This is a genomic window from Nocardia vinacea NBRC 16497, from assembly GCF_000308835.1.
Lineage (GTDB): Bacteria > Actinomycetota > Actinomycetes > Mycobacteriales > Mycobacteriaceae > Nocardia > Nocardia vinacea.
In genome coordinates this window covers 50307-74620 of record NZ_BAGN01000158.1, presented here as the reverse complement: position 1 = coordinate 74620, position 24314 = coordinate 50307, and the positions used below count along the sequence as shown (strand labels likewise).

Below are 24314 nucleotides of genomic sequence, written 5' to 3'. Positions count from 1 at the left end.
CGTGCCCGCCCGCATGGCGGCGGCCTGCTCGGCGGGGGAACTCAGGACGCGCACCGCGACGCCCTCGCCCTCGGGGACCAGCGCCGGGTAACCGGTGACCGTCTGACCGGCCACCTCGCTGCGCACCGTCGGCTCGACCGTCCCCAGTGATTCCGAGGTCCACACGGTGGCTGGGGCCCGTTCCGCACCCGCGGTCGCGCGGGCGACCGAAGCCGAAACCTGCTCGGACAGCTGGGTTTTCAACTCTGCGAGATTCTTCCCGCGCGCCAGCACCTGACCGCTGGCAGCGATCGCGGCGAAGGTCATGCGCAGGTGGTCCGGAAGCGCGGCGGGGTCGAGATCCCTCGGTGCGATGGTGACCGAACCGAGCCGCGACAGCTCCCTGGCCAGGCCGGTGCGCAGGGGTTCGGCGCGCGGTGTGAGCGCGGCGAGTGCGGCCGCGGCGAAGTCCGGTGCGGGAACGACGGTGCGGCGCAGAGCCTTGGGCAGCGTCTTGATCAGCGCGGTGGCCAACTCGTCGCGCATACCGGGGACCAGCCAGTCGAAGCCCACGGCACGCACATGTGCCAGCTGCTCGACCGGAATCCGCACGGTGACACCGTCATCGTCATTGCCGGGCTCGAATTGATAGGTGAGCGGGAAGCTCAACTCGCCCTGGCGCCAAGCGTCCGGGAAGTCGGTCGGGTCGAGCGTCGCCGCGGCGTCATTGACCACGGTATCGGTCGAGAAGTCCAGCAGCGCGGAATCTTTGCGCTTCGCGGTGCGCCACCAGCTGTCGAAGTGGCGCACCGAAACGATATCGGCCGGGACGCGCTTGTCGTAGAACTCGAACAGCACCTCATCGTCGACGAGGATGTCGCGGCGGCGGGCGCGGTGCTCCAAATCGGCGACATCGTCGAGGAGTTCGCGATTGCGGTGGAAGAATTCGTGCCGGGTCTGCCACTCACCCTGTACGAGAGCATGCCGGATGAAAAGCTCGCGCGACAGTTCCGGGTCGATCCGGCCGTAATCGACGGCACGGCTGACCACCAGCGGTACGCCGTACAGCGTCACCCGCTCATAGGCGCGCGCCGCGCCGCGCTTGGATGACCAATGCGGTTCGGAGTAGGTGCGTTTCACCAGATCTCCGGCCAGACGCTCGGCCCACTCCGGCTCCACCCGAGCCGCCATCCGGCCCCAGAGCCGGGAGGTCTCGACCAGTTCGGCCGCCATCACCCAGCGGGGCGGCTTCTTCGCCAGCGAGGATCCGGGGAAGATCATGAATTTGGCATTGCGGGCACCGAGGAATTCGCGGGTCTCGGCCTCACGGACGCCGATATGGGAGAGCATGCCCGCCAGCAGGGCCTGGTGGATGGCGGTCGAATCCCATGGTGTGCCATCGTCTTCGGCGGCCTGTGGTTTCGAACCGGCGGTGTTGTCGCGGCCGCGGTTGGCTTTCGCGCGAGATGAACCGGACTTGTGCTGTCCACGTTCCGAATCGCGACTATCCGCGGCGGATCGCTCACGGCGCGAACCGCTTTCGGTGCCGTCCGAACCGTCGCCGCCCGCCGACCACCCGAGCCCCCGGGTGATCGTCCGCAGCTGCCCGTGCAGATCCTGCCACTCCCGGATCCGCAGATAGTGCAGGAATTCGTCCCGGCACATGCGCCGGAACTGATTGGACGACAGCGACTTCCGCTGCTCGGTCAGGTACTCCCACAACCGCAGGTAGGCCAGGAAATCCGAGCCCTCGACCACGAAGCGGGCATGCTTGGTGTCCGCGGCCTGCTGATGGTCCGCGGGACGTTCGCGCACATCCTGAATGGACAGTGCGGCAACAATGATCAGCACATCTGTGAGCACGCCATTGCGGTGCGCTTCGACCAGCATGCGCGCCATTCGCGGATCCACCGGTATCTGTGCCATTTCGCGGCCGGTAGGCGTAAGCGTCAGTGTTGTGTCCGGCACCTGGTCCGCTCGTCCGGTGCTATCGGTGGCGGCAACTTCTTGCGCCGTCGAATCAGCCTGCTGCCGAGCGGGTTTCGCGGTGGTGCGCGGTGCGAGCGCGCCCAATTCCTCCAGGAGCGCGATACCGTCGCGAATAGCTCTGCGGTCGGGCGCCTCCACGAAGGGGAACTTCTCGATATCGCCGAGTCCGAGCGCGGTCATCTGCAGGATGACGGCGGCCAGGTTGGTCCGCAGGATCTCCGGTTCGGTGAAGGCGGGCCGGGCTTCGAAATCTTCCTCGGAGTACAGGCGGATGCAGATGCCGTCGGCGACGCGGCCGCAGCGTCCCGCGCGCTGGCGCGCCGAGGCCTGCGAGACCTCTTCGATGGGCAGGCGCTGCACCTTGGTGCGCATCGAATAGCGCGATATGCGCGCGGTGCCGGGATCGACGACATAGCGGATGCCGGGGACGGTCAGCGAGGTCTCGGCGACATTGGTGGCCAGCACAACTCGTCGCCCCGGATGCGGGGCGAAGACGCGATGCTGTTCGGCCGTGGACAGGCGCGCGTAGAGCGGCAGTATCTCGGTGCGCGGAATCTGTAGGTCGCGCAACGCATCCGCGGCGTCGCGGATCTCGCGTTCACCGGATAGGAAGACCAGCACGTCACCGTCGCCCTCGGCGAAGAGTTCGCGCACCGCGTCACCGATGGCGTCGACCGGGTCGCGGTCCACGATCCGGGTGTCCTCGTCGTCGTCATCGGTGGCGACGGGTAGCTCCAGCGATAGCGGCCGGTACCGGATTTCGACCGGATAGGAACGGCCGGATACTTCGACAATCGGTGCGGGAGTGCCTGATTCGTCCGCGAAGTGCCTGGCGAACAATTCCGGATCGATGGTCGCCGAGGTGATGATCACCTTGAGATCCGGTCGGCGCGGCAGCAATTGCTTCAGGTAGCCGAGCAGGAAGTCGATATTGAGGCTGCGTTCGTGCGCCTCGTCGATGATGATCGTGTCGTAGCGGCGCAGCAGCCGGTCGCGCTGGATTTCGGCGAGCAGGATGCCGTCGGTCATCAGCTTGACGAGTGTGCGATCCGAGGCATGGTCGGTGAAACGCACGGTGTAGCCGACGACATCGCCCAGGTCGGTGCCCAACTCCTCGGCGATGCGCTCGGCGACCGTACGCGCGGCCAGACGGCGCGGCTGGGTGTGGCCGATGGTGCCGCGGATGCCACGGCCGAGTTCCAGGCAGATCTTCGGAATCTGGGTGGTCTTACCCGATCCGGTCTCACCGGCGACGATGACGACCTGGTTGTCCAGGATCGCCTTGGCGATATCGTCGCGGCGTGCGGAGACCGGTAGCTGCTCCGGATAGCGGATTTCGGGTACCGCGGCGCGGCGGGCCTCGACGCGCTGCTCGGCCGCCGCGATCTCGGCCGTGATGCCGGTGAGATCGCCGCCGCGGGCTCGGTCCAGGTTGCGGCGCAACCGGTGTTCATCGCGGAGGGTTACGGCGGCCAGGCGGGTCCGAAGCTCGCGGAGATTCACGTCGGCTGTCCTGGTCATTGCGTTCACCAGGGTAGCGAAACCGGCGCGTCGAATCCGAGTCGGGCGTGGGCATCCGTCGAGCACACCGGTGGTGCGGCCGCCGACACTGTGCTGTCGCACTGCTCGGTTCGCCGCTCGGAGCGGTCCTGATGTGGGAAGATCCGACGATGACAGTCGGGGCCGCGCCACTGTGGATCCGTATACCGCGCTTCGTCTTTGCCGTGCTCGGCGCCCTGGCGTTGGTCTGGATACCGATCCGCAACATCGGCGAATCCGGCTTTTCCGTGGCCGACTACTTCAGCTATTTCACCATCGAATCCAATGTGTTCGGCGTCATAGTGCTGCTGATCGGGGCGATCCGCGCGACCCCCGCGACCGCCGCTGGCAGGTGATTCGCGGCGCCGCCACCGTCTACCTGCTGATCACCGGCGTCGTCTACGCAGTACTGCTCGCCAAGGTCGACGTCATGCTCACCGACCGATGGATCAACGACGTCCTGCACCGCATCCTGCCGATCGTCATGGTCCTGGACTGGATCCTGGTCCCGGTGACCTTGGGCATCAGCCGCGCACTGATCGGCGGCTGGCTCATCTACCCGATCGTCTACGGCGCGTACACCCTCATCCGCGGCCCCATCGTCGACTGGTATCCGTACCCGTTCATCGACCCCCGCGAACAGGGCTACGTCTCCCTCGTCATCGGCCTGGTCATCCTCACCGGCGTCTTCGCCCTGCTGGCCGTGGCCGTCGCCGCTCTCGGCGCACTGGTCGACCGGCGACGCGAGCCGATCCCATCCGCCTGACCGGCTCCTGGAGTCGAGCGGATTCGTTGGTGACCTCCGAAGTCGGCCGCCACCGGATCAGTGCACGGCTCGACCGGCTGAAGTAGGCCAGATCCCTTGGAGTCGTGTGGCTTCCGCATCCGCTTGCGCGAATCCGGCTCGGAAGCACGGTATCCAGTGTTCGCGGTCGTGTGGATCGGCCGCGAAGGCGTCGATCGTTCGCTCGTCCGGCGTGATCAGCAACGACCCTGCCGGTCTGAATTTCGCGTCGAGGTCCGTAGTCGGAAACAGGTGTACCAGTGGATGAATGGTGACGAACAACTCCGCGCCGGCGACCAGATCCGCGTTACCGCGGAGTGCATGCCACCATCCGTGCAACAATCGCGGCGTGCGCGCCGTCGCGATTTCTCCTCCGTGGATACGGTGGCTTCGGCTCACGTTCGCGGTATTCGGCCTGGTCGCGCTGACCGTCGGACTGTTGCGGAACGGCTCGGTTCAGGCCGGTGATCTGAACCTCTTCACCGATCAGGCGAATCTCCTCGGTTTGCTCGTACTGCTGGTCGGGGCGCTGTTCGATCCGCGCGATCGACGCTGGCAGTTGGTGCGCGGTGCGGCCACGCTGTATCTGCTCATCATCGGCATCGTGTACGCGGTGCTGCTGTCGCATATCCCGGTGGGAGATGAACAGGGGTGGGTGGATGACGTGCTGCAGCGCATCATGCCTATGGTGATGATCGTGGACTGGGTGCTGGCACCGGTCGCGCTCGGTATTTCCGGGCGGCTGATCGCGGGCTGGCTGGTCTACCCGCTCGGCTACGGCGCGTACGCCCTGATTCGTGGGCCGATCGTCGACTGGTATCCGTACCTGTTCCTCGATCCACGGCATCAGGGCTATGTGTCGATGGCGACGGGTCTGGTGGTCCTGGTCATCGGATTCGCGCTACTCGCCGTCGCGGTAGCCGCGCTCGGTGTGCTGTGCGGCCGCCGGCGCGGCGCGGACGAGCCGGGGAGCGACGAAGTGACGTGGTTGTCGAGTAGAGGTGGTTGACATGGGCGCGCTATGGCATGGGTTCGCCGATATGGGTGCTGTCGAACGCGATGGCGCGTTCGTCGTGGCCCGCGGTGCGGGTGCCTACATCTACGACCAGGCGGGCACCAGGTATCTGGACGCGACGGCCGGGCTGTGGTTCACCAATGTCGGGCACGGACGCGCCGAGATCGCGGATGCGGTCGCCGCACAGCTGCGCACGGTCGCGCACTATTCGAACTTCGGTGATTTCGCCGAACCCGCCACACAGGAGTTGGCGGAGAAGTTGGCGAGCATCGCACCGGTGCCGGGGAGCAAGATCTTCTTCACCTCCGGCGGCTCGGATTCGGTGGACACCGCGGCCAAGCTCGCCCGCCGCTACTGGCATGAGCTGGGGCGGCCGGACAAGACCATTGTGGTCGGCAGACAGCGCGCGTATCACGGAATGCATATCGCGGGAACGGCTTTGGCGGGAATCCCGGTCAACCGCGAGGGCTACGGCGAGCTGATGGCCGATGCCCGCACCGTCGAATGGGATGATGCGAAGGCGCTGCTCGCGCTCATCGAGGAGATCGGCGCGGAGCGCATCGCGGCCTTCTTCTGCGAACCCATCATCGGCGCGGGCGGGATCTACCTGCCGCCGGACGACTACCTCACCGAGGTCCGCCGCATCTGCCGCGATCACGACATCCTCTTCGTCGTCGACGAGGTCGTCACCGGCTTCGGCCGCATCGGCGGATCCTGGTTCGCCGCAACACGTTTCGAGCTCGAACCCGATCTCATGACCACCGCCAAGGGCCTCACCTCCGGCTACGTCCCCATGGGCGCGGTCTTCATCGCACCCCATATCGCCGACCCCTTCTTCCGCGGCGGCGTCTGGTGGCGCCACGGCTACACCTACGGCGGCCACGCCGGCGCCGCCGCCGCAGCCCTCGCCAACCTCGCCATCGTCGAACGCGAAAACCTCCTCGCCGAAGCGAAGCGCCTGGAATCCACCCTGCACGAAAAGCTCGCGCCCCTCGCGGATCACCCCCGCGTCGCCGAGGTCCGCAGCGGCCTCGGTGCTGTGGCCGCGATCCAACTGGCCGATCCCGCCGAAGGTCTCCCGCTCGTCAAAACGTTACGAGCCCACGGTATTTCGGGACGTGCAGCAGGTCAGGGCGCGATGCAGATCTCCCCATCCTTCGTCATGACCGACGCCCAGGTCGACGAACTCGTCGAGGGCTTCACCCGTGCCCTGGGATGAGCCGACACGCGCCCGGGCTGCCGATCTGCCGAGCGCATACCTGCACCGATTCGGACAGGTGCTCACCATGCTGGTGTTATCGGTCTCTCGGCTTATGCCGCCGACAACGCATGGCGATTGCCTGACCAGCTAGGGCGATCGCACTGATGGGGTGCGTTCCCGACCTGGTGTCGCCGACGAGTGGCACACCTGCCACTCGTCGGCGGGGATCGTCTAGACGGTGGTGACGACCTCGTCGTAGGTGAGGCGGGGGGAGCGGGGGAACCAGGCGTCGGTGCCCGGGATGCCGATATTGACGACGACCAGTGCGCTGTGGGTGCCGTCGGGGAAGAAGTCCTTGTCGAGACCCTCGGCGTCGAAACCGTTCATGGGACCTGCGGCGAGGCCGGCCGCGCGGATGCCCAGGATGAAGTAGCCGGTTTGGATGAGGGCGTTGAAGCGGGCCGATTCGGCGCGGTAGCCGGGATCGGCGAAGTAGTCCTTGGCTTCGGGGGCGTGCGGGAAGACCTTCGGCAGGTTTTCGTGGAAGTTCAAGTCGGCGGCCAGGATTGCGGTCAGGGGTGCGGTCGCGGTCTTGGGCTTGTTGTTGTCGATCATGTGGGTGACCAGGCGGGCCCGTGCCTCCGGGCTGCGAACCAGGACGATGCGCAGCGGCTGCTGATTCATCGATGTCGGGCCGTATTTGATCAGTTCGTAGATATCGCGGATCTGGTCGTCGGTGACCGGTGCGTCGGTGAAGGTGTTCGCGGTGCGCGCCTCCCGGAACAACAGGTCCTGGGCTTCGGCGGCAAGGGTCAACAGGGTTTCTGGCTGCACGGTGTTCACGTGGTACTCCTCGAAATATGGTCGGGGACAGCGGAATCAGTCATGGGCGACGCGCCGGGACCGGGTCAGCAGATTGCCCTCCACCCGGACGAGCACGTCGTGTACGACGCAGCTCGGCGCGATTTCGGGTTTGCTGTTCGGCCGGATCTTGACCACGAGGCAGTAGGCGGTGGAGACGATGGTTCCGTCGTCCTGTGGCTGCAGGTTGATCATGTTGAACCAGTGCCTGCGCTGCATCGGATCGGCCTCGAAACGCTTGTGGAATTCGACCAGGTCCGAGACGATGCCCGCCCTGGTCCGAGCCGGTGGCCGACCCGGTGTGTGTTCGAATTCCGCGTCCTCGGTGAAGGTTTCGGCGTAACCCGGGATGTCGCGGTTGTCCAGCCGCTGCATCTGGTCGGCGTAGAACTGCTGGACCTCGGCGTACAACTCGGTGCGGCTGGCGACGGTGGTCATGGTGGCTCCTTGGTTGCGGCGGGGCGCGGCTGCACGCAACGGTCGCCGATGCCGCTAGAGACTGGCTCGAGCCGCGCGCGGGTTGACCGGGGCTATAGGACCCGCGACGAGTCTGGAGGTCGAAAAGCCCGGCGAGTACGGAAAGACCGATGGAGGAGTCATGGCGGAAAGTCAGCGCGTAGCGCTGGTCACCGGAGCGACCAGCGGTATGGGCCTGGAGATCACCAAAAACCTGGCGGCCCAGGGTATCGCGGTGTTCATCTGCGCTCGCGATCAGCAGAAGTTGACCGATACGGTCAAGAGCCTGCAGGACGACGGTCACGAGGTCGACGGCACGGTCTGCGATGTCGTCGATGCCGCGCAGATCCGTGAATACGTCGACGCCGGGGTGCGGCGCTACGGCCCGATCGACATCCTGGTCAACAATGCGGGCCGCAGCGGCGGCGGCGTCACTGCGGAAGTCACCGACGAGCTGTGGTTCGACGTGATCAATACCAACCTCAACAGCGTCTTCCTGATGACCAAGGCAGCGCTGACCGCGGGCGGCATGCTCGAGCGCGGCAGCGGCCGCATCGTGAATATCGCCTCCACCGGCGGCAAACAGGGTGTTGTACACGGTGCTCCGTATTCGGCCTCCAAACACGGCGTGGTCGGCTTCACCAAGGCGCTCGGACTGGAACTGGCCAAGACCGGGATCACGGTGAATGCGGTGTGCCCGGGTTTCGTGGAAACCCCGATGGCCGAACGGGTTCGGGAGGTCTACTCCGGTCTGTGGGGTGTGGATACCGACGAGGTGCACGCCCGGGTGAGCGCACGTGTGCCGATCGGACGCTACGTGCAGCCGTTCGAGGTCGCGGCGATGGTCGACTATCTGATCGGTCCCGGCGCGGGCGCGGTCACCGCGCAGGCGCTGAATGTCTGTGGCGGACTTGGCAATTACTGAAAGGCCTGGGCAATGACCGCAGTGGAGGAGAACACATCGGGCGCGTTCGACGGCGCAACCGGGCACGACGAGTATCTGCGGATCCTCGAGGCGATCCAGGCGGGTGCGCTGCAACTGCTCGCGGGTTTCCCACAGCAGCCGAGTGCGCTGCGTGTCCAGGTGGGTGAGGTGACGATCGAGGCCGAATGGCAGGTCTCGGCGGCACCGCTCGTCATGGCCCCCGAAGTGGCAGGGGGCGCGGTGGAAACCCCGGCCGCACCCGATAAGCCGGCACTCGGTGCGGTCTTCCGCGCACCGAGTGTCGGGGTGTTCTATCGCAGCCAGGAACCGGGTGCGGACCCCTTCGTGGAGGTGGGCGACCGGGTGACGGCCGGACAGCAGATCGCCATCGTGGAGGCGATGAAGTTGATGATCCCGGTGACCGCGCAGGCCGGCGGTGTGATCACCGAGATACTCAAGGAAAACAACGAACCGGTCCAATTCGATGAGCCCTTATTCTCGTATTCTCCTGAATGACAGGGGATTTCAGGACGGCTGGTAGGAGCGGCGCCAGGTCAGCACCCGGCGCTGCATCCGCCCGTCGACCTGTGCGGCCCCGATGAGCGTGAGGACGTCGCCGCTCAGCGACATCTGGCGCACCTGTTCGGTATCGGCCCAGGCCGGGTTCGAGCACACGGTGATCGCGTGCACTATCTCCGTGCCGCGCCTGCGCCAGGTTCCCGCATAACCCATGAACGGCGGTGTGCCCGTCGCTGCGTCGGTGCGCATCATGCTCACCGACATATAGCCGTGCGCACCGTAGATCAGCAGGCCGCGCGGTGCCTCACCCAGCGGCCCGGTGCTGGTCGCATCGTGTTCGTCGATATCGAAGTAGGACAGCAATTCCCAGGTTCCGACGAGATCGGTGGCGTTCATGACTCCCACGATGGCGGCCGCCGCTCTAATCACGCTGTAGCCGCCCCACGCGCGAAACCGTGGCTGATCCGCACCAGCCGCCAGACCACCTCGAGTTCATCGAGATCGCGTGGCCCGTAGACCATTACCAGCGTCTGCGGCAGAAAACGCTGACGCGCCATGGGATGCAATTCCGCCCATCCCTGCGCGATCGCCTCGGCCGCAATATCTTTCGGCAGGCACATGTGCAGGCTGCCGTCGTCGTATCCGTGCAGATGGGCGAATTCGGTGCCGACCAGATACGCCTCGCCCGGTCCCTTGGCGATCGTCGGGCGCAGATGCAGCGCCCGGGTATCGGGCAGCGAAACGCCGCTGCGGCCGAGCAGCACGCCGTTCAGCGCGGTCATCCGCGACCACAGGGTTTCCTGCAGATCCGGTGGCGCCAGCTGGCTGAGCTGCTGATGTGGATTGTGTGCCCGGGTGCGCGGCCGGTCGCCGGAGCGGCGCGGCAGATCGATGCGTCCGTCCACGGATGTCGTTGTCATGACTGTGTTCCCTTCGGTTTTCGTTCGCGGTGGTGCTCGCTCACGACCCCTGGTTTCACAGTACTTTCCAAAGTATAGTACTTACCAAGTGGAAAGTGAGGTCCAATGCGGCAGGCATCGCGTAGCGATTCGATGACGGGTGGTCGGGCGGCGGGTGGGCCGGCCACCGTCGATCCGTGTCCGATCACCCCGGTGATCGACCTGGTTTTCGGCCGCTGGTCCACCCAGGTGCTCTGGGTGCTGACCCATGACGGCCGCCTGCGCTTCACCGAACTCGAGCAGCGCATCCCCGGCCTCACCCCCAAGGTGCTGACCCAGCGCCTGCGCCAGCTGGAACGCGACGGACTGGTGTCCCGTACCTACCACGCCGAGGTGCCACCCCGCGTCGAGTACGAAGCAACCCCACTCGCGGTCACCCTGACCCCGGTCTTCGCGAGCATCGTCGACTGGTCGAGCGCACATCTCAGCGAAGTACTCGCCGCCCGCGCCGCGTACGACGCGGCCGAATCCTGACCCGATCCGGCTGGGCGGCACACGGATTCGTCATCGAGACGCAATGGCTATCGCGCGGTTGCGGTGCGGTGCCGATCGATGCACCGCTGGGCGCGAACCAGGTGCGTTCGTCAACTGTGGAAGCGGCCCAGTTCCTGACCGCCGACCAACCCACCTTCACCTATCCGGGTGGCGCGCAGGTGCTGCCGGAGGGGCAGAAGGTCGCCGTCGGTGGCGCCACCTGCGGCATCGGCTACCAGGGCACGGTGACCTGTGAGACCGGAGCGCACGGGTTCACCATTGCGGCGACCTACGGTGTCCTGCATTAGGCAAGCGTTGTCCGCGGTGCCAATGCCAGGAGGTGCCCGGCCAATTCGCGCGGCATGGTGATCATGCAGTCGTGCCCGGTCGGCAGCACGTGCAGACGGCCCGGCGGCAGGTCGGCGGGTGGCAGGGTGCGCGGCATGGCGGTGCGCATGGCCTTGTAGGCTTCGCCGCCCTCGCTGCAATACACGTGTGTCACCGGAATATCCGCCAGCGCACCGGGATTCGTGAGCAGCATGCGCTGTTGGAAAGTCTCGAGCGACTGGGCGGTCATCATCGAGGCGGCCCAGCTCAAATCGGGTTCCTCGGTGATGCCGTACAGACCGCCGTCGCCCATCGGCTCGGTCTGCGGCGGTACGCGCCAGCCATCGCCGTATTCGGTGGCCGCGGCGGCGAAGGCATCGACCATACCGGGCATGATGTCGGCGACCGCCTCACCGTCGCGCGGGACGAAGGTGTCGATATAGACGAGTTCGGCGATGCGGTCGGGGACGGCGTCGGCGACCGCGGTCACCACGATGCTCGCGTAGCTGTGCCCGACCAGGACGACGTCGGTCAGATCCGCGGAGGTGAGCAGGCCGACCAGATCCTCGACGTGGGTATCCAGGCCGACATCCGGGCTCAAGAGATCGGCGCGGTCGCCGAGGCCGACAAGCGACGGGCCCAGCACACGATGTCCGGCGTCCTCGAGCAGCGGCAGCACCCGCTGCCAGGCCCAGCCGCCGTGGAATGCGCCATGGACGAGCAGATATGTCGACACGATCAGTTCTCCCTGAATTTCGTTAGGGCAGTGACGGTTCCGGCGATATCGGCTGCCGGTGGCACGTGTTCGGGCCGGATGCCGAGCCCGATCACCCGCGCCACCAACCGGGGTAGGCGGGGAAAGCGCCGCAGCAGGCGTACCAGCAGTGGCTTGTCGGTGCCCGGTCGTCCGGCATTCGGATAGAGATCCGACAGCAGCCGCAGCTGCGCGAATTGGACTACACGCATGGGGAATTCGCGCCTACTCTGCACGGCGCGCAATTGTGCGACGCTCGGTCGAGCACCCGTGCCGAGGATGGGCGCGAGCAGCCGGGCGGTCGCGATCGCGTCCTGTACCGCGAGATTGATGCCGACACCGCCCGCGGGCGACATGGCATGGGCCGCATCGCCGATCGCGAGCAGACCGGGCCGGTACCAGCGCCGTAACCGATCCACCCGCACATCAAGAGGTTTCACGTCATCCCAGGTGCGGATCTCGGCCGCCAGATGCTCGGTGAGGCTCGGATAGATCGCGGCGAGGTCGGCACGGAAGTCGGCGAGTCCGGCGGCCTTGACGGTCGCGAATCCGCCCTTCGGGATCATGTAGGCGACCTGCAGGTAGTCGCCGCGGTCGATGCAGACGATGAAGAAGCCATTGCCGCTGCGCACGGTCGGCAGCCGCTCGCCGTCGGGTTTGCTGACCCGGAACCACAGTACGTCCATCGGCGCCGCGCTGGCCGCGACCTCGAGCAGGCCGCCGCGCACAATCGAATTGCGTCCATCCGCGGCGATCACCAACTGGGACCGGACCTCGAGAGTTCCCTCGGGTGTGCGTACCCGTGCGCCGACCACGGTGTCGTGCTCCTGGATGAGTTCGGTGACCTCGGCCCGCTGGATCAAGCGGAAGCCCGGATACCGCCCACCGGCCTCGGCAAGGAAGTTCAGCACATCCCACTGCGGCATGAATGCCACGAACGGGAAACCGCCTGGGAGCGAACGGAAGTCGGCGAAGATCACCGGCCCACTCGCGGTGGCCATCGGCAGCTGTGGCAGTTCGACGTGCGGTAGCGCGAGGAATTCGGTGGCCAGTCCGAGTTCGTCGATCGCCCGGAGAGTGGATGGATGCACGGTGTCACCGCGGAAGTCGCGCAGGAAGTCCGGATGCTTTTCCAACACGAGCACTTCCACGCCCGATCGGGCGAGCAGTAGACCGGTCATCAGCCCCGCCGGTCCGCCGCCGACCACGCAGACCCGCACCGATTCGGTTGTCACGCCAGACATGTCGGCACCCGCCCGTGGTTGTACACGATCATCTCGCCGAAAATCGACAGCACATCCAGCGGCTCGCCGATCGGACCGCCCGCCCATTCCGCATCGGCGCGGTACAGATTGCCGACTATGCGCTCTTCGTCGACCAGATCGGCGAATTCACCGTGATCGGCCTCGAGCGCGACGGCCAGCGGGGTGAGTCCGAGGGAGCGGCCTTCGGCGGCCAGCTCCTGCACCCACCGCAGATATCGCAGTGTCTGCTCGAAGATCTCGGGTCCGGTCACCGGACCGTGCCCGGACACCACAGTTTCCGCGCCAAGTTCGGCGAGCCTGCTGATCGCGTTTATCGACCCGCTGACCGATCCCATCAGGCAGAACGGTGCTGCCCCCGACATCACCAGATCTCCGGCGAAGAGCACCTTCTCCTCGGGCAGCCACGCCACCACATCATTGGTGGTGTGCGCGGCCGGTCCGAGGTGGATCAGTTCGACGCGCCGTTCGCCGATATGCAGGGTCACGCGGCTGCTGAAGGTGATGCTGGGCAGGGTTACTCGCACATCGCCCCACTGCACCTGCGGCCACAGTTCGGTCAGCGCGAGTCCGGTCTCGATCATCTCCGGCCGGATCCGATCGTGGCCGATGACGACGGCGGTGGGCCCGAAGAGGTGATTGCCGAAATTGTGGTCGCCGTGATGGTGGGTGTTGACAATCGTTCTGGCCGGACCGATATCGAGGTCGTCGACGAATTCGACCAGCGCGCGGGTGCGTCCCTCGGTCGCCAGCGTATCGATCACCACCGCGCCGTCCGGCCCCGCCAGCACGCCCGCATTGCTGACACACCAGCCGCCTCGACTGTGCGTGTACGCGTAGACCCGGTCGGCGATTTCGCGCACGACCGGGCCCCCGGCCACCCTCGGTAGTTCGGTGGCGGTCATGTCGGTGACTTCACGGACTCGGCATACCGAACCGCGCACAGCAGGGTATTGCGGCTGTTGGTCGACAGCGCTTCGGTGAGATATGCGCGCGCATCGGCGAGATCGGTATCGGCCCCGAGGATTTCGCGGGCGGCGACCGGATCGATCGCAACGGTGTGCCGTGCCGTCACCACCGCGCCGTCCGGACCATCCGCGAATTCCCATGCGCCGCTGTGCCCGAAGAGCATGGCAGGCGGCAGCAGCTGCTTGTAATCGATGCGCTCGTCGGTGACGCAGACGCGCACCGATTTGGTGGTGTGCGGAATACCGCCCGCGGTAACGGTGTCCATCTCCATCAGTTGCACACCATCGGCGTCCTCGTCGAGTTCGATCCTGCCGACATGCGGAACGTGTTCGGGCCAGCGCTCGCTGTGGTAGATGAAGTCGTACGCCTCGGCCGCCGCGATATCGAGCGGGACAGCGTCTTCGAAGGTGTGCACCACCTCGTCGACCGGATGTCCCAGCTCTGCGATACGAGCCAATGCGGCCAACTCGGTCTCGCTATTGCGATCCACCGCGCCCGCCACCAGATCCGGATCGGCGCCGTCCACCACAGTGAAGCGGTGGTCGAGGGTGACCTTCGTTGTGCCGGGATCGATTTGGCGGAACGACCAGCCACCGCTCATGGACGCGATCGGCGCCTGACTGCGCTCCTGTTCGAAGACGATGCGCCGTTGCGCCGCATCGAGCACCCGCCGGGAAGTCCAATTCTTCACCTCACCATTGACGGTGGCCCACAACCGGAACCGCTCCTCATCGGGTCCGCGGTGCAGATGACGCACCAGCACGCTCGGTGCGAAGATCACCGGCCATTTGGTCACATCCGCGACCAGGCCGTAGACGACCTCTGGCGGCGCCTGCACCACCTTGCTGTGGCTCATCACCTGTGTATTCATGCCGCACCGCGCAATTGGCTATTGACGATATCGACCAGCTCCTGCGGCGTCTTGACATCGATGAGCTGTTCCTCCGGGATCAGCACGCCGAAATCGCGTTGGATCCGCGAGGCCGTCTCGATGAGCGCCAGGGAGTCGTAGCCGAGCTGTTCGAAGTCGAGTCCGGCGATATCTTCGGCGATATCGTCGCCGCCCGCGCATTCCACGAGGATCCTGCGTAATTCGGTGATGGTCATGGTCATGATCGGCTCCCTAGGTTTGGTCGACAGCACGCACGACGACCGCGGAGTTGAAACCCCAACGGCCACGGGCCAGGACGAGGGCGCCGCCGACGGTGGCGGGCCGCGGTGCGCCGAGTACCAGATCGATCCGGTAGTCCTCGGCGAGGGCGGTGGTGTAGGCGGTCGGCGGAATCACCGAATCGCGAATGGACAGCAGTGCGGTCACGATGTCGAGCGGGCCCGCGCCCGAGAACAGCCGTCCGGTCAGCGGTTTCGACGCCGTGACCGGGACGCCGCCGGCACCGAAGATGGCCTCGATGGCCGCCGCCTCGTCCCGATCGCGGTCGGGCACGCCCGCCGCATCGGCGAAGACGATATCGATATCGCCCGGTCCCATACCGGCGTCGGCGAGTGCGAGTTCCGCGGCGCGGCGCAGACCCGAGGGTCTTCCCGAATCCGGTGCCGGATCGAATGTCGAAGCGTACCCGGCGATTTCGCCGTGCACCTTCGGAACGCCGCGGGCACGGGCCGCCGTGGCGTCCTCGACCACCAGCATCGCACCGCCCTCACCCGGCACATATCCGGCGGCGGCGGTGTCGAAGGGCAGATAGGCACGCTCCGGCGCGTCCGACGTGCTGACCTCGCCGCTGGCCAGATGTGAGGCCCAGCCCCAGGGATCGAGCGCGGAATCCACACCGCCGGTGACCACCAGCGGGGTGCCGCGGTTGACCGTCCGTCGGGCGTGCCCGACCGCGTCCAGACCGCCCGCCTGTTCGGCGACCAGCGCACTGCTCGGCCCGCGCATACCGTGCCGGATCGAGATCTGCCCGGTATTCACCGCGTAGAACCAGGCGAACGACTCGTAGACGCTCACATGCTCGGAACCGCGCGACCACAGCTTATTGAACTCCCGATGGGTGAATTCGAAACCGCCGGAGGCATTTCCGGTGACCACGCCCATGTCGTAGTCGGTCAGTGCCGCCGTATCGACCTTGGCGTCGTCCAGGGCCCACTGCGCGGCCACCAATGCCATCCGCGTCGAAATATCGGTCTGCGGCAGCAATCGGCTCGGCAGATGTTCGGCCGCATCGAAATCGGCGACCTGTCCGGCCAATCGCGCGGTGCTGCGGTTGGTGTCGAACCGGGTCAGCGGCGCGATACCACTGCGGCCATCCAACACCGCTTCCCAGAAGCGCTCGACGCCGAGGCCGTTCGGCGCGAGCACGCCCATACCGGTAACCAGGATCATGCCGCCACCGCCTCGGGTTTACGCAACACCATCGCGCTCTGGAAGCCACCGAATCCGCTACCGACGGTGAGCACGCTGTTCATCCGGTGCTGGCGCGCGGTGAGCGGCACATAGTCCAGATCGCACTCCGGGTCGGCTTCGTGCAGATTCGCCGTCGGCGGCACGACCTGGTATTCCAGCGCAAGCAGGGAGGCGGCGATCTCGACCGAACCGATGGCGCCCAGCGAGTGGCCGACCATCGATTTGATGGAGCTCATCGGCGTCGCGTAGGCGTGCCGGCCGAGACTGCGCTTTACGGCGGCGGTCTCGTGCCGATCGTTCTGCCGGGTGCCCGAACCGTGCGCGTTGATGTAATCCACGCCGGTGGGGTCGATGCGCGATTCGTCCAGTGCGACCCGGATCGCCTCGGCCATCTCCCGGCCGTCGGCCTTGAGGCCGGTCATGTGGTAGGCATTGCAGCGCGTGGCGTAGCCGGTGATCTCGGCGTAGATACGCGCGCCCCGCTTGCGCGCGCTCTCGTACTCCTCCAGCACGAACATCGCCGCCCCCTCCGCGAGCACGAAGCCGTTGCGCGAGTTGTCGAACGGCCGGGAGGCGTGTTCGGCATCGTCATTGCGGGAGGTGGTGGCCTTGATCGCATCGAAGCAGGCCACCACGATCGGCGTGATCGGGGTATCCGCCGCGCCGGCCAGCATCACATCGGCCGAACCCTCGCGGATCAACTGCACGGCGTGGCCGACCGAATCCAACCCGGAGGTGCAGCCGTTGGAGACCATGGCGACCGGCCCTTCCGCGCCCACACTCCAGGCCACCTCGGCGGGCATTACGCTCGGCACCATGTAGTCGAACATGTGCGGGGACAGGTAGGTCTCGTCGACCAGCCAGTTCTTACCGGAATCCGACAGCACCAGATATTCCTGCTCCAGGCTGGTCGCCGCGGCGACCGCGCTGCCGAGGCTGACGCCGAGCCGGTGCGGATCCAGCGATCCGATATCGATGCCGCTATCGGCCACCGCCTCCCGTCCGCACACCACGGCGAACTGCACCGCCCGATCCATGCGGCGAATTTCCCTGGGCGACAACCCTTCCTGAATCGGGTCGAAATCGGCCTCGCCCGCCACCTGGGACCGGTAGGGCGTGGGGTCGAAGAATGAAATCCGGCGCGTCGCGGTACGGCCCTCGGACAGCAGTTTCCAGAATTCGTCCTTACCCGAACCGCCGGGCGCGCGGACACCTAGTCCGGTGACGACAACGCGGCGGCTCATACCGCACCACCGGATGCGTTGGGGTTCATGGCGTTATCTCCCTTCGATCGTGGGGTCAAGCATCGAAGGCGGTCCTCGAACCTGACTCGAGCGCCGGAGTCGAGCTGTTCTCTAGCGGGTGCGCGCAGGCTGGGTCGCATCTTCCCCGAGCACAGGAGACACGCGTGATGAAGTCAGCACACGGCCTGGACGGTGCCGCGGACTGGGTACTCTGCCCGGCCTGTCTGATTCCGCTGTACGGCAAGCGATTCGCCCGCGACCTCGGTGTGTGCGGCGAATGCGGCAGACATACCCCGATCACCGCCGAGCAGCGCATCGCCCAGCTCGCCGACGAGGGCCGCTTCGAACCGCTCGCCGTCATCCCCACCGACGACGATCCGCTGACCTTCACCGATACCAAGCCCTATCCGGACCGGCTCGCCGCCGCACGGGCGCGCACCGGCATGCACGATGCCGTGCTGTGCGCGTTCGCGGCTATCGACGGCAATCCGGTGATCATCGCGGCCATGGATTTCCGGTTCCTCGGTGGCAGTCTGGGCACCGCGGTCGGCGAGATGATCACCGCGGCCGCGGAAACCGCGCTCGCCGAACGGATTCCGCTGCTCATCGTCACCGCCTCGGGTGGCGCACGAATGCAGGAGGGACCGCTGTCGCTGATGCAGATGGCGAAAACCAGTGCGGCGCTGGAACAGCTGGACCGCGCGGGCATCCTCACCATCACACTGATCACCGATCCGACCTACGGCGGGGTCGCGGCGTCGTTCGCCACGCTGTCGGATGTGCTGATCGCCGAACCGGGGGCGCGGCTGGGCTTCGCTGGTCGCCGGGTGATCGAACAGACGATCCGTCAGGAGCTGCCGCCGAAGTTCCAGACCGCCGAATTCCTGTTGGAGCGTGGGCTGATCGATATGATCGTGCCGCGCGCCGGATTGCGCCAGGCACTCGGGTCCCTGCTGCGAGTGGCCGGTCCGGTCGATCCGACCGGCGATGCGGTGACCGAATTGGACGCGGGAACCATCACCGACCCGGCTCGGGTTCCCGACAGCGATCCCTGGGCGCAGGTTCGGCGGGCGCGCACGCCGAGCAGACCGACCGCGCTCGATTACGTCGCCCTGGCCTTCGACGGCTTCCAGGAGTTGCGCGGGGACCGCATCTCGGGGGACTGCCCGGCCATCGTCGGCGGTACCGCCTGGCTCGGTGACCAGCCGGTCGTGGTGATCGGACATCAGAAGGGGCATGAGCCGAAGGAGTTGATGGCGCGCAACTTCGGTATGCCGACTCCGGCGGGATACCGAAAGTCCGCACGGCTCATGCGTTTCGCCGAAAAGCTCGGGCTGCCGGTGATCACGTTGATCGACACGCCCGGCGCTTATCCCGGCGCGACCGCCGAGGAGCAGGGGCAGGCGGTCGTGATCGCGGAGAATATCCGGCTGATGTCCGCGCTGCGGGTGCCGGTGATCAGCGTGGTGATCGGGGAGGGCGGCAGCGGTGGCGCGTTGGCGCTCGGCGTCGCCAATCGGGTGCTGATGTTCGCCAACGGTACATATTCGGTGATCAGTCCGGAAGGATGCGCGGCCATCGTATGGAACGATCCGGCCGCAGCACCGAAAGCCGCTGCCGCGCTGTCACTTACGGCCGGTGACCTGCTGCGGCTCGGCATCGTGGATGCGGTGCTGCCCGAACCCGGCGACGATGTGGGTGCGGCACCGCTGGCGGCGGCGAACCAACTGCACCGTGCGCTGGCGGCGAGTCTGCGCGAGTTGACCGGTCGCGGTGGCGAAGACCTCGCCGCCGAGCGGCGCGCCCGGTTCCGCCGGTTCGGTGCGCGGCAGCAGGTTCCGGTTCGGTCGGTGGCGTAGGAGAGTGCGGGACACCATGTTCGAGAAGATTCTTATCGCCAATCGCGGCGAGATCGCGCTGCGGGTCGCGCGCACCTGCCGAGAACTCGGGGTGCGCACCGTAGCGGTACATTCGGTCGCCGACGCGGAGTCGGCCGTCGTGCAGTTTGCCGACGAATCGGTGCAGATCGGGCCTGCCGCGGCCAAACGCAGCTATCTCAATGCGGCCGCCGTACTCGCCGCGGCCGAGACAACCGGCGCCGATGCGATCCATCCCGGCTACGGATTCCTTTCGGAATCACCGGATTTCGCGGATGCCTGCCGCGCGGCGGGTGTCACCCTGATCGGTCCGCCCGCCGATGTGATGGCCCAGCTCGGCGACAAGCAGTCGGCACGCACCCTGATGGCCAAGGCGGGGCTACCACTGCTGCCGGGCAGTCTGGATCCGCTCGAACCCGAGGATGCGCACGCACTGGCCGACTCGATCGGGTACCCGGTGATCATCAAGGCCGCCGCGGGTGGCGGCGGGCGCGGGATGCAGGTGGTACGCGACAGTGCGGCGTTCCCACGCGCCTATCAGGAGACGCGGGCGACCGCGCGAATGTTGTTCGGGGACAGTCGAGTCTATCTGGAGAAGTACCTCGAGGGCGCCCGGCACGTCGAGATCCAGGTGTTGTGCGATGGCTACGGCAACGGTGTGCACCTCGGTGAGCGCGATTGCTCGGTGCAGCGCAGGCATCAGAAGCTCATCGAGGAGTCACCCGCGCCGCGGCTGCCGGAGGGTCTCGCGGCGCGGATGGGCAAATCCGCGGTGGACGGGGTGCTGGAAGCCGGGTACGTCGGCGCCGGAACCGTGGAATTTCTGGTGGATCGGCAGGGGAATTATTATTTTATGGAGGTGAACTGCCGAATCCAGGTCGAACATCCGGTGACCGAAATGGTTACCGGTATCGATTTGGTCGCTGAACAGATTCATATTGCGGCCGGGCAATCGCTCACCATCGCGCAGCGCGATATTTTCCTGCGCGGTGCGGCGATTGAATGCCGCATCAATGCCGAGTACCCGGCTGCCGAATTCGCACCGGCACCCGGAATTGTGGCCGAATTCACACCCCCCGGTGGTCCGTTCGTTCGTGTCGATACGCATGTGCACGCCGGATATTCGATCCCACCGCACTACGATTCGTTACTTGCCAAACTGATCGTATGGGCGCCGGACCGGGACCAGGCGCTCGCGCGCATGCGGCGAGCCCTGGCCGAATTCCGGATTTCGGGTACGCGCGTCGAGACGACCCGGGATTTTCTGCGGGAAGTACTCGACCACCCGGCCATGCGGTCGGCGACGCATTCGACCGCGCTGGTGGACGAGTTATTGCGGGCGGATCAGGCGGGTTCTGCTCGAGCCGCGCGGAATTCGGCGGAATACCAGCCGATCAGGTATCCCGCGTGACGGCTGTTGAGCATGGCACTGACCGATACATCGGAGGCGGCGAGGATATCCCGATGCAATTTCTGCAGCTTCTGGCAGGGATCGAGGCCGAGCTCGCGCTGCATCGACCTGCTGAACTGCTGGTAGGACTCCAGCGCGCGGGCGCGCTGGCCCGCACGACTCAGTGCGAACATGTAATACGCCTGCAGCCGCTCGTGCAGCGGGTGCTGCATGGTGAGTCGGGCCAGGTCAGGGCAGACTTCGCGATATCGACCGAGCCGCAGCTCGGCCTCCACGCGCAGCTCGATATTGGTCAGCCGCAGGTGATCCAAATGCGAGATCTCCGCGGCGAGCGGGATACCGCCCTCCACGTCGACCAGCGCCGGACCGCTCCACAGCGCCTCCGCGGCGGTGAACAGATCTACCGCGCGATAGTCGTCGCCTGCCTTGGCGGCACAGCGCGCGGCCTCGGACATGCTCTGATAGTCGCGCAAATCGAAGACGCAGTCCTTGACGTCGAACGAATACCCCTTGCTGCGTGTCCGGAGAAATCGTTCGGCCACCTCGGCCTGCCCGATGCCGAGCTGCTCGGCCATCTTCTTTCGAATTCCCAGTACATAGGTCTGCACGACGGTGACGGCGCTGCGTGGTGGATCGTCGTTCCATAACTCTTCGACCAGCGTTGTTACCGGAACTACGGTGTCGTGTCTGACGAGTAGTAAGGCGAGCAGTTGGCGTTGTTTCTGTGCTGTCGGCGTTGCGTTGTGGTTATTGAGAGCAAGCGTCAATGGACCTAACACGCGAGCGCACACTGGATACTTCACCTGGAGTTCTCCTACGGGCGTTATCCCCCCGACCGACGTGAGTTCTCGAAATCCCACCTCGCTGTAGGCAGTATCAACACTATCTAAAATCCGGTATCAAGTCGATGAATCTTGAGTTATATCGGAGTTAACTCGGCTCGGGGAGGTGCGCTAATTCTCCTTCCTGCCAAGGAGATTCGCACATCGGGCTAATTCGTGGGACGACGCTCACTCGGGTTGCGCGTAGCCGGCGATTCGCTTCCGAATGGGCGGCGGAATGTTCGCGCTCGGAGCTGTCCGGGCCGGGGTCTCTCGGCTGCGAAGTCGTATGCGCTCGAACTTGCAGTTTCTGAAAAATTGCAGTTTGTGCTACTTTGGCGGACATGTCCAAGGACGAGCGCCCGATCGGGTTGCGCGAGCAGAAGAAGCGCCAGACCGAGCTCGATCTCTGTCTCGCCGCACGGCGGCTCGCGCTCGAGCACGGGCTGGACGCGACGACCGTCGAGGACATCGCGAGAGCGGTCGGGGTCTCGCCCCGCACGTTCTTCAACTACTACGAGACGAAAATGGATGCGGTAGTCGGTCCGATCGGCGAGATCGGCACACCGGAGTTGCGCGAGCAGTTCATCGCGGGCGGGCCGAGTGGCGTGCTGATGGACGATCTCACCTGGTTGTTCGTGCACGGCTTCGAATCCGAAACCGAGGTGCGCGAGGGCATCGCGCTGGTTACCGAGATCATCAAGACCGAGCCGCGGGTGCTCGCGGCCTTCGTCGCCTCGGGTGCCCGCTTGCAGAGCGTGATGATCGACCTGCTCTCGGCTCGGCTCGGCAGTGCCGTATCGCCCGAATTCGCCGGTCTGGCAGCGGGATTCATGACGACCATCACCACGCGGGCAGCGATGACCACGGCCGGAGATCCGACTGTGTCGCTGGCGGCGGCAGTACGCGAACACTGCGCAATGGCAGCGCGGCTGTTCGAACAGCATGACGGCAAGAAAGAGAGACGCAAGCGATGACCATCACGGCTGAATCGCCGCCCGCGCCGATTGTCCTGACCCAGAAGCGGATCTGGCTCATCTTCGGCGCACTGATCGCGGGGATGTTCCTGGCCAGCCTGGACCAGACCATCGTCGGGACCGCGATGCCGACCATCGTCGGCGATCTGGGCGGCATCTCCCATATGGCTTGGACCGCAACGTCATATCTGCTCGCGACCACCATCATGATGCCGATCTACGGCAAATTCGGCGATCTGTTCGGGCGGCGCTGGCCGTTCCTGTTCGCCATCACGATCTTCACAGTGGCCTCCATCGGCGCCGCGGCGTCGACGAGTTTCTGGGAGTTCATCACCTTCCGTGGCCTGCAGGGCGTCGGCGGTGGTGGTCTGATGATTCTGGCGCAGGCCATTATCGCCGATGTGGTGCCCGCCAAGGATCGCGGCAAATATATGGCCCCGATGGGCGCGGTCTTCGGCATCACCTCGGTCGCGGGGCCGCTGCTCGGCGGCTTCTTCGCCGACCATCTCGGCTGGCGCTGGTGCTTCTGGATCAATGTGCCGATCGGAATTGCCGCACTGTTCATCGCCTTCCGCTACTTGAGCATCCCCAGCCACCGGCCCAAGACCCGGCCCGACTATCTCGGTGTGGTGTTGATGTCGGCCGCGACCACGCTGCTTATCCTGATCACCGACTGGGGCGGCAAGCAATACGCTTGGGGCTCAACGGTTATGGTCACCATGATCGCGGCGTTCGTCGTGGTGGTCGCTGCCTTCGTGTTGGTGGAGGCGCGCGCGGAGGAGCCGATGCTGCCGCTGTGGTTGTTCCGCAATCGCACCTTCGTGCTGACCTCCGCGATCGGCTTCGTGGTCGGCCTGGTGATGTTCGCCGCCCTCGCCTTCATCCCGACCTATCTCCAAATGGCAACGGGCGCTTCGGCTTCGGTATCGGGTCTGCTGCTGATTCCGATGATGGTCGGTCTGATGATCGCATTGATCGCCTCGATGACGATGATCACCAAAACCGGCCGCTACAAGCTCTATCCGCCCCTCGGCGCGGTGTTGATGTTCGTGGACATGCTCTGGTTGACCCGCCTGGACGCGGACACCCCGATGTGGGTCGTCTCCGCCATGCTGTTCGTCATGGGTGCGGGCCTCGGCCTGATCATGCAGATCATCGTCCTGGTCGTCCAGAACGCCGTGGCCCCCGACCAAATCGGCACCGCCACCAGCGCCAACAACTATTTCCGCGAAATGGGCGGCGCACTGGGCGTGGCGATTTTCGGCTCCATCTTCACCAACCGTTTGACCGAGGGCCTCACCGATGTCTTCGTCTCCCACGGGCCCGAAGCCGCAGCGGCGAAGCTGGATCCGGGCGCGTTGGTGCCCTCGGTGGTCAAGCATCTACCCGACGGCCTACATGACGCCATCGTCGGCGCCTACGTGGACGCCTTGGTCCCCGGCTTCTGGTACCTGATCCCAGGCGCGGTAATCGCCTTCGTACTAGCGCTGTTCATTCCCCATTTGAAGCTCGCCGATGAAGCGGGCATGGTCGCCCGCGGCGAGGCGGTCATGGCCGAAGAGGAGGATCGCGACGCGAAACCGGAGCTCGTTTCCGAACGCTGAGGCCC

At 65.8% G+C, this 24314-nt stretch carries 23 protein-coding genes and 1 pseudogene; 11 read left to right on the top strand and 13 right to left on the bottom strand.

Features of this window, described 5'->3' with window-relative positions; all coding sequences use genetic code 11:
* A partial coding sequence (gene hrpA / locus ON44_RS48470; protein WP_040692676.1) for an ATP-dependent RNA helicase HrpA occupies nucleotides 1–3489 on the bottom strand: 3489 nt, incomplete at its 3' end.
* 149 nt (nucleotides 3490–3638) lie between these two features.
* Here hrpA and ON44_RS21160 point away from each other — a divergent pair.
* The 3 genes and pseudogenes from ON44_RS21160 to ON44_RS21145 all read left to right on the top strand — a co-directional run bounded on the left by ON44_RS21160 (nucleotide 3639) and on the right by ON44_RS21145 (nucleotide 6525).
* Nucleotides 3639–4273: pseudogene (locus ON44_RS21160) on the top strand (Pr6Pr family membrane protein).
* 367 nt (nucleotides 4274–4640) lie between these two features.
* Complete coding sequence (locus tag ON44_RS21150; protein WP_051182271.1) at nucleotides 4641–5300, top strand: Pr6Pr family membrane protein; 660 nt, start codon at nucleotides 4641–4643, stop codon at nucleotides 5298–5300.
* 1 nt (nucleotide 5301) lies between these two features.
* The gene (locus ON44_RS21145) at nucleotides 5302–6525 is read left to right on the top strand and encodes an aminotransferase family protein (RefSeq protein ID WP_040692673.1); all 1224 of its coding nucleotides are present in this window, start codon (nucleotides 5302–5304) and stop codon (nucleotides 6523–6525) included.
* A 213-nt stretch (nucleotides 6526–6738) separates the two neighbouring features.
* On the opposite strand, the gene ON44_RS21140 is transcribed toward ON44_RS21145, so the two are convergent.
* Both ON44_RS21140 and ON44_RS21135 read right to left on the bottom strand, forming a co-directional pair.
* Entirely contained in the window at nucleotides 6739–7350 is a 612-nt protein-coding gene (locus tag ON44_RS21140) for a malonic semialdehyde reductase (RefSeq protein WP_051182270.1), read from the bottom strand.
* A gap of 36 nt (nucleotides 7351–7386) precedes the next feature.
* A complete protein-coding gene (locus ON44_RS21135; RefSeq protein WP_040692670.1) occupies nucleotides 7387–7806 on the bottom strand; it encodes a nuclear transport factor 2 family protein in 420 nt (139 codons plus the stop codon).
* A 160-nt stretch (nucleotides 7807–7966) separates the two neighbouring features.
* Between ON44_RS21135 and ON44_RS21130 the strand changes: the two genes are divergently transcribed.
* Nucleotides 7967–8749: an SDR family NAD(P)-dependent oxidoreductase gene (locus tag ON44_RS21130; RefSeq protein WP_040692667.1), complete on the top strand. Its 783-nt coding sequence runs from the start codon at nucleotides 7967–7969 to the stop codon at nucleotides 8747–8749.
* Between the two features lie 12 nt (nucleotides 8750–8761).
* Complete coding sequence (locus ON44_RS46940; RefSeq protein ID WP_051182269.1) at nucleotides 8762–9265, top strand: acetyl-CoA carboxylase biotin carboxyl carrier protein; 504 nt, start codon at nucleotides 8762–8764, stop codon at nucleotides 9263–9265.
* Nucleotides 9266–9274: 9 nt separating this feature from the next.
* Here the strand turns inward: ON44_RS46940 and ON44_RS21120 are convergent, their stop codons facing one another.
* Nucleotides 9275–9664 (bottom strand): lipocalin-like domain-containing protein, encoded by a 390-nt coding sequence (locus tag ON44_RS21120; protein ID WP_051182268.1) that lies wholly within the window; start codon nucleotides 9662–9664, stop codon nucleotides 9275–9277.
* Nucleotides 9665–9693: 29 nt separating this feature from the next.
* Entirely contained in the window at nucleotides 9694–10188 is a 495-nt protein-coding gene (locus tag ON44_RS21115; protein ID WP_051182267.1) for a luciferase domain-containing protein, read from the bottom strand.
* Between the two features lie 105 nt (nucleotides 10189–10293).
* On the opposite strand from ON44_RS21115, the gene ON44_RS21110 reads away from it, so the two are divergent.
* Both ON44_RS21110 and ON44_RS21105 read left to right on the top strand, forming a co-directional pair.
* Nucleotides 10294–10701, top strand: coding sequence for a winged helix-turn-helix transcriptional regulator (locus ON44_RS21110; protein WP_245567264.1), 408 nt, complete (start codon nucleotides 10294–10296; stop codon nucleotides 10699–10701).
* A 68-nt stretch (nucleotides 10702–10769) separates the two neighbouring features.
* Nucleotides 10770–11009: a hypothetical protein gene (locus ON44_RS21105; protein ID WP_051182266.1), complete on the top strand. Its 240-nt coding sequence runs from the start codon at nucleotides 10770–10772 to the stop codon at nucleotides 11007–11009.
* Here the strand turns inward: ON44_RS21105 and ON44_RS21100 are convergent.
* From ON44_RS21100 to ON44_RS21070, 7 genes are read right to left on the bottom strand one after another with little or no spacing between them, the layout of a single operon-like run.
* Complete coding sequence (locus tag ON44_RS21100; protein ID WP_040692661.1) at nucleotides 11006–11764, bottom strand: alpha/beta fold hydrolase; 759 nt, start codon at nucleotides 11762–11764, stop codon at nucleotides 11006–11008. The two genes, ON44_RS21105 and ON44_RS21100, sit on opposite strands and share 4 nt — an antisense overlap.
* A 2-nt stretch (nucleotides 11765–11766) precedes the next feature.
* The gene (locus tag ON44_RS21095; RefSeq protein WP_051182265.1) at nucleotides 11767–13026 is read right to left on the bottom strand and encodes an FAD-dependent oxidoreductase; all 1260 of its coding nucleotides are present in this window, start codon (nucleotides 13024–13026) and stop codon (nucleotides 11767–11769) included.
* Nucleotides 13014–13949, bottom strand: coding sequence for an MBL fold metallo-hydrolase (locus tag ON44_RS21090; RefSeq protein ID WP_051182264.1), 936 nt, complete (start codon nucleotides 13947–13949; stop codon nucleotides 13014–13016). Before ON44_RS21090 ends, ON44_RS21095 begins: the two co-directional genes overlap by 13 nt.
* A complete protein-coding gene (locus tag ON44_RS21085; protein WP_040692659.1) occupies nucleotides 13946–14884 on the bottom strand; it encodes an aromatase/cyclase in 939 nt (312 codons plus the stop codon). The genes ON44_RS21090 and ON44_RS21085 overlap by 4 nt, the downstream gene beginning before the upstream one ends.
* Nucleotides 14881–15126: an acyl carrier protein gene (locus tag ON44_RS21080; protein ID WP_040692656.1), complete on the bottom strand. Its 246-nt coding sequence runs from the start codon at nucleotides 15124–15126 to the stop codon at nucleotides 14881–14883. The genes ON44_RS21085 and ON44_RS21080 overlap by 4 nt, the downstream gene beginning before the upstream one ends.
* Nucleotides 15127–15136: 10 nt before the next feature.
* Complete coding sequence (locus ON44_RS21075; RefSeq protein WP_040692654.1) at nucleotides 15137–16354, bottom strand: ketosynthase chain-length factor; 1218 nt, start codon at nucleotides 16352–16354, stop codon at nucleotides 15137–15139.
* Nucleotides 16351–17619, bottom strand: a complete 1269-nt coding sequence (locus tag ON44_RS21070) for a beta-ketoacyl-[acyl-carrier-protein] synthase family protein (protein ID WP_040692652.1) — start codon at nucleotides 17617–17619, stop codon at nucleotides 16351–16353. The genes ON44_RS21075 and ON44_RS21070 overlap by 4 nt, the downstream gene beginning before the upstream one ends.
* Nucleotides 17620–17786: 167 nt before the next feature.
* Here ON44_RS21070 and ON44_RS21065 point away from each other — a divergent pair, with 167 nt between their 5' ends.
* Together ON44_RS21065 and accC are read left to right on the top strand one after the other, a co-directional pair.
* On the top strand, nucleotides 17787–19478 hold the full coding sequence (locus ON44_RS21065; protein ID WP_040692649.1) for an acetyl-CoA carboxylase carboxyl transferase subunit: 1692 nt from the start codon (nucleotides 17787–17789) through the stop codon (nucleotides 19476–19478).
* 16 nt (nucleotides 19479–19494) lie between these two features.
* Nucleotides 19495–20907: an acetyl-CoA carboxylase biotin carboxylase subunit gene (gene accC / locus ON44_RS21060; RefSeq protein WP_051182263.1), complete on the top strand. Its 1413-nt coding sequence runs from the start codon at nucleotides 19495–19497 to the stop codon at nucleotides 20905–20907.
* Here accC and ON44_RS21055 read toward each other — a convergent pair.
* Nucleotides 20841–21710: an AfsR/SARP family transcriptional regulator gene (locus ON44_RS21055; protein ID WP_157187237.1), complete on the bottom strand. Its 870-nt coding sequence runs from the start codon at nucleotides 21708–21710 to the stop codon at nucleotides 20841–20843. The two genes, accC and ON44_RS21055, sit on opposite strands and share 67 nt — an antisense overlap.
* Before the next feature lie 362 nt (nucleotides 21711–22072).
* Between ON44_RS21055 and ON44_RS21050 the strand changes: the two genes are divergently transcribed.
* Nucleotides 22073–22705, top strand: coding sequence for a TetR/AcrR family transcriptional regulator (locus ON44_RS21050; protein WP_051182261.1), 633 nt, complete (start codon nucleotides 22073–22075; stop codon nucleotides 22703–22705).
* Nucleotides 22702–24309: an MDR family MFS transporter gene (locus ON44_RS21045; RefSeq protein ID WP_040692647.1), complete on the top strand. Its 1608-nt coding sequence runs from the start codon at nucleotides 22702–22704 to the stop codon at nucleotides 24307–24309. The genes ON44_RS21050 and ON44_RS21045 overlap by 4 nt, the downstream gene beginning before the upstream one ends.
* The last annotated feature ends 5 nt before the right edge of the window (nucleotides 24310–24314 follow it).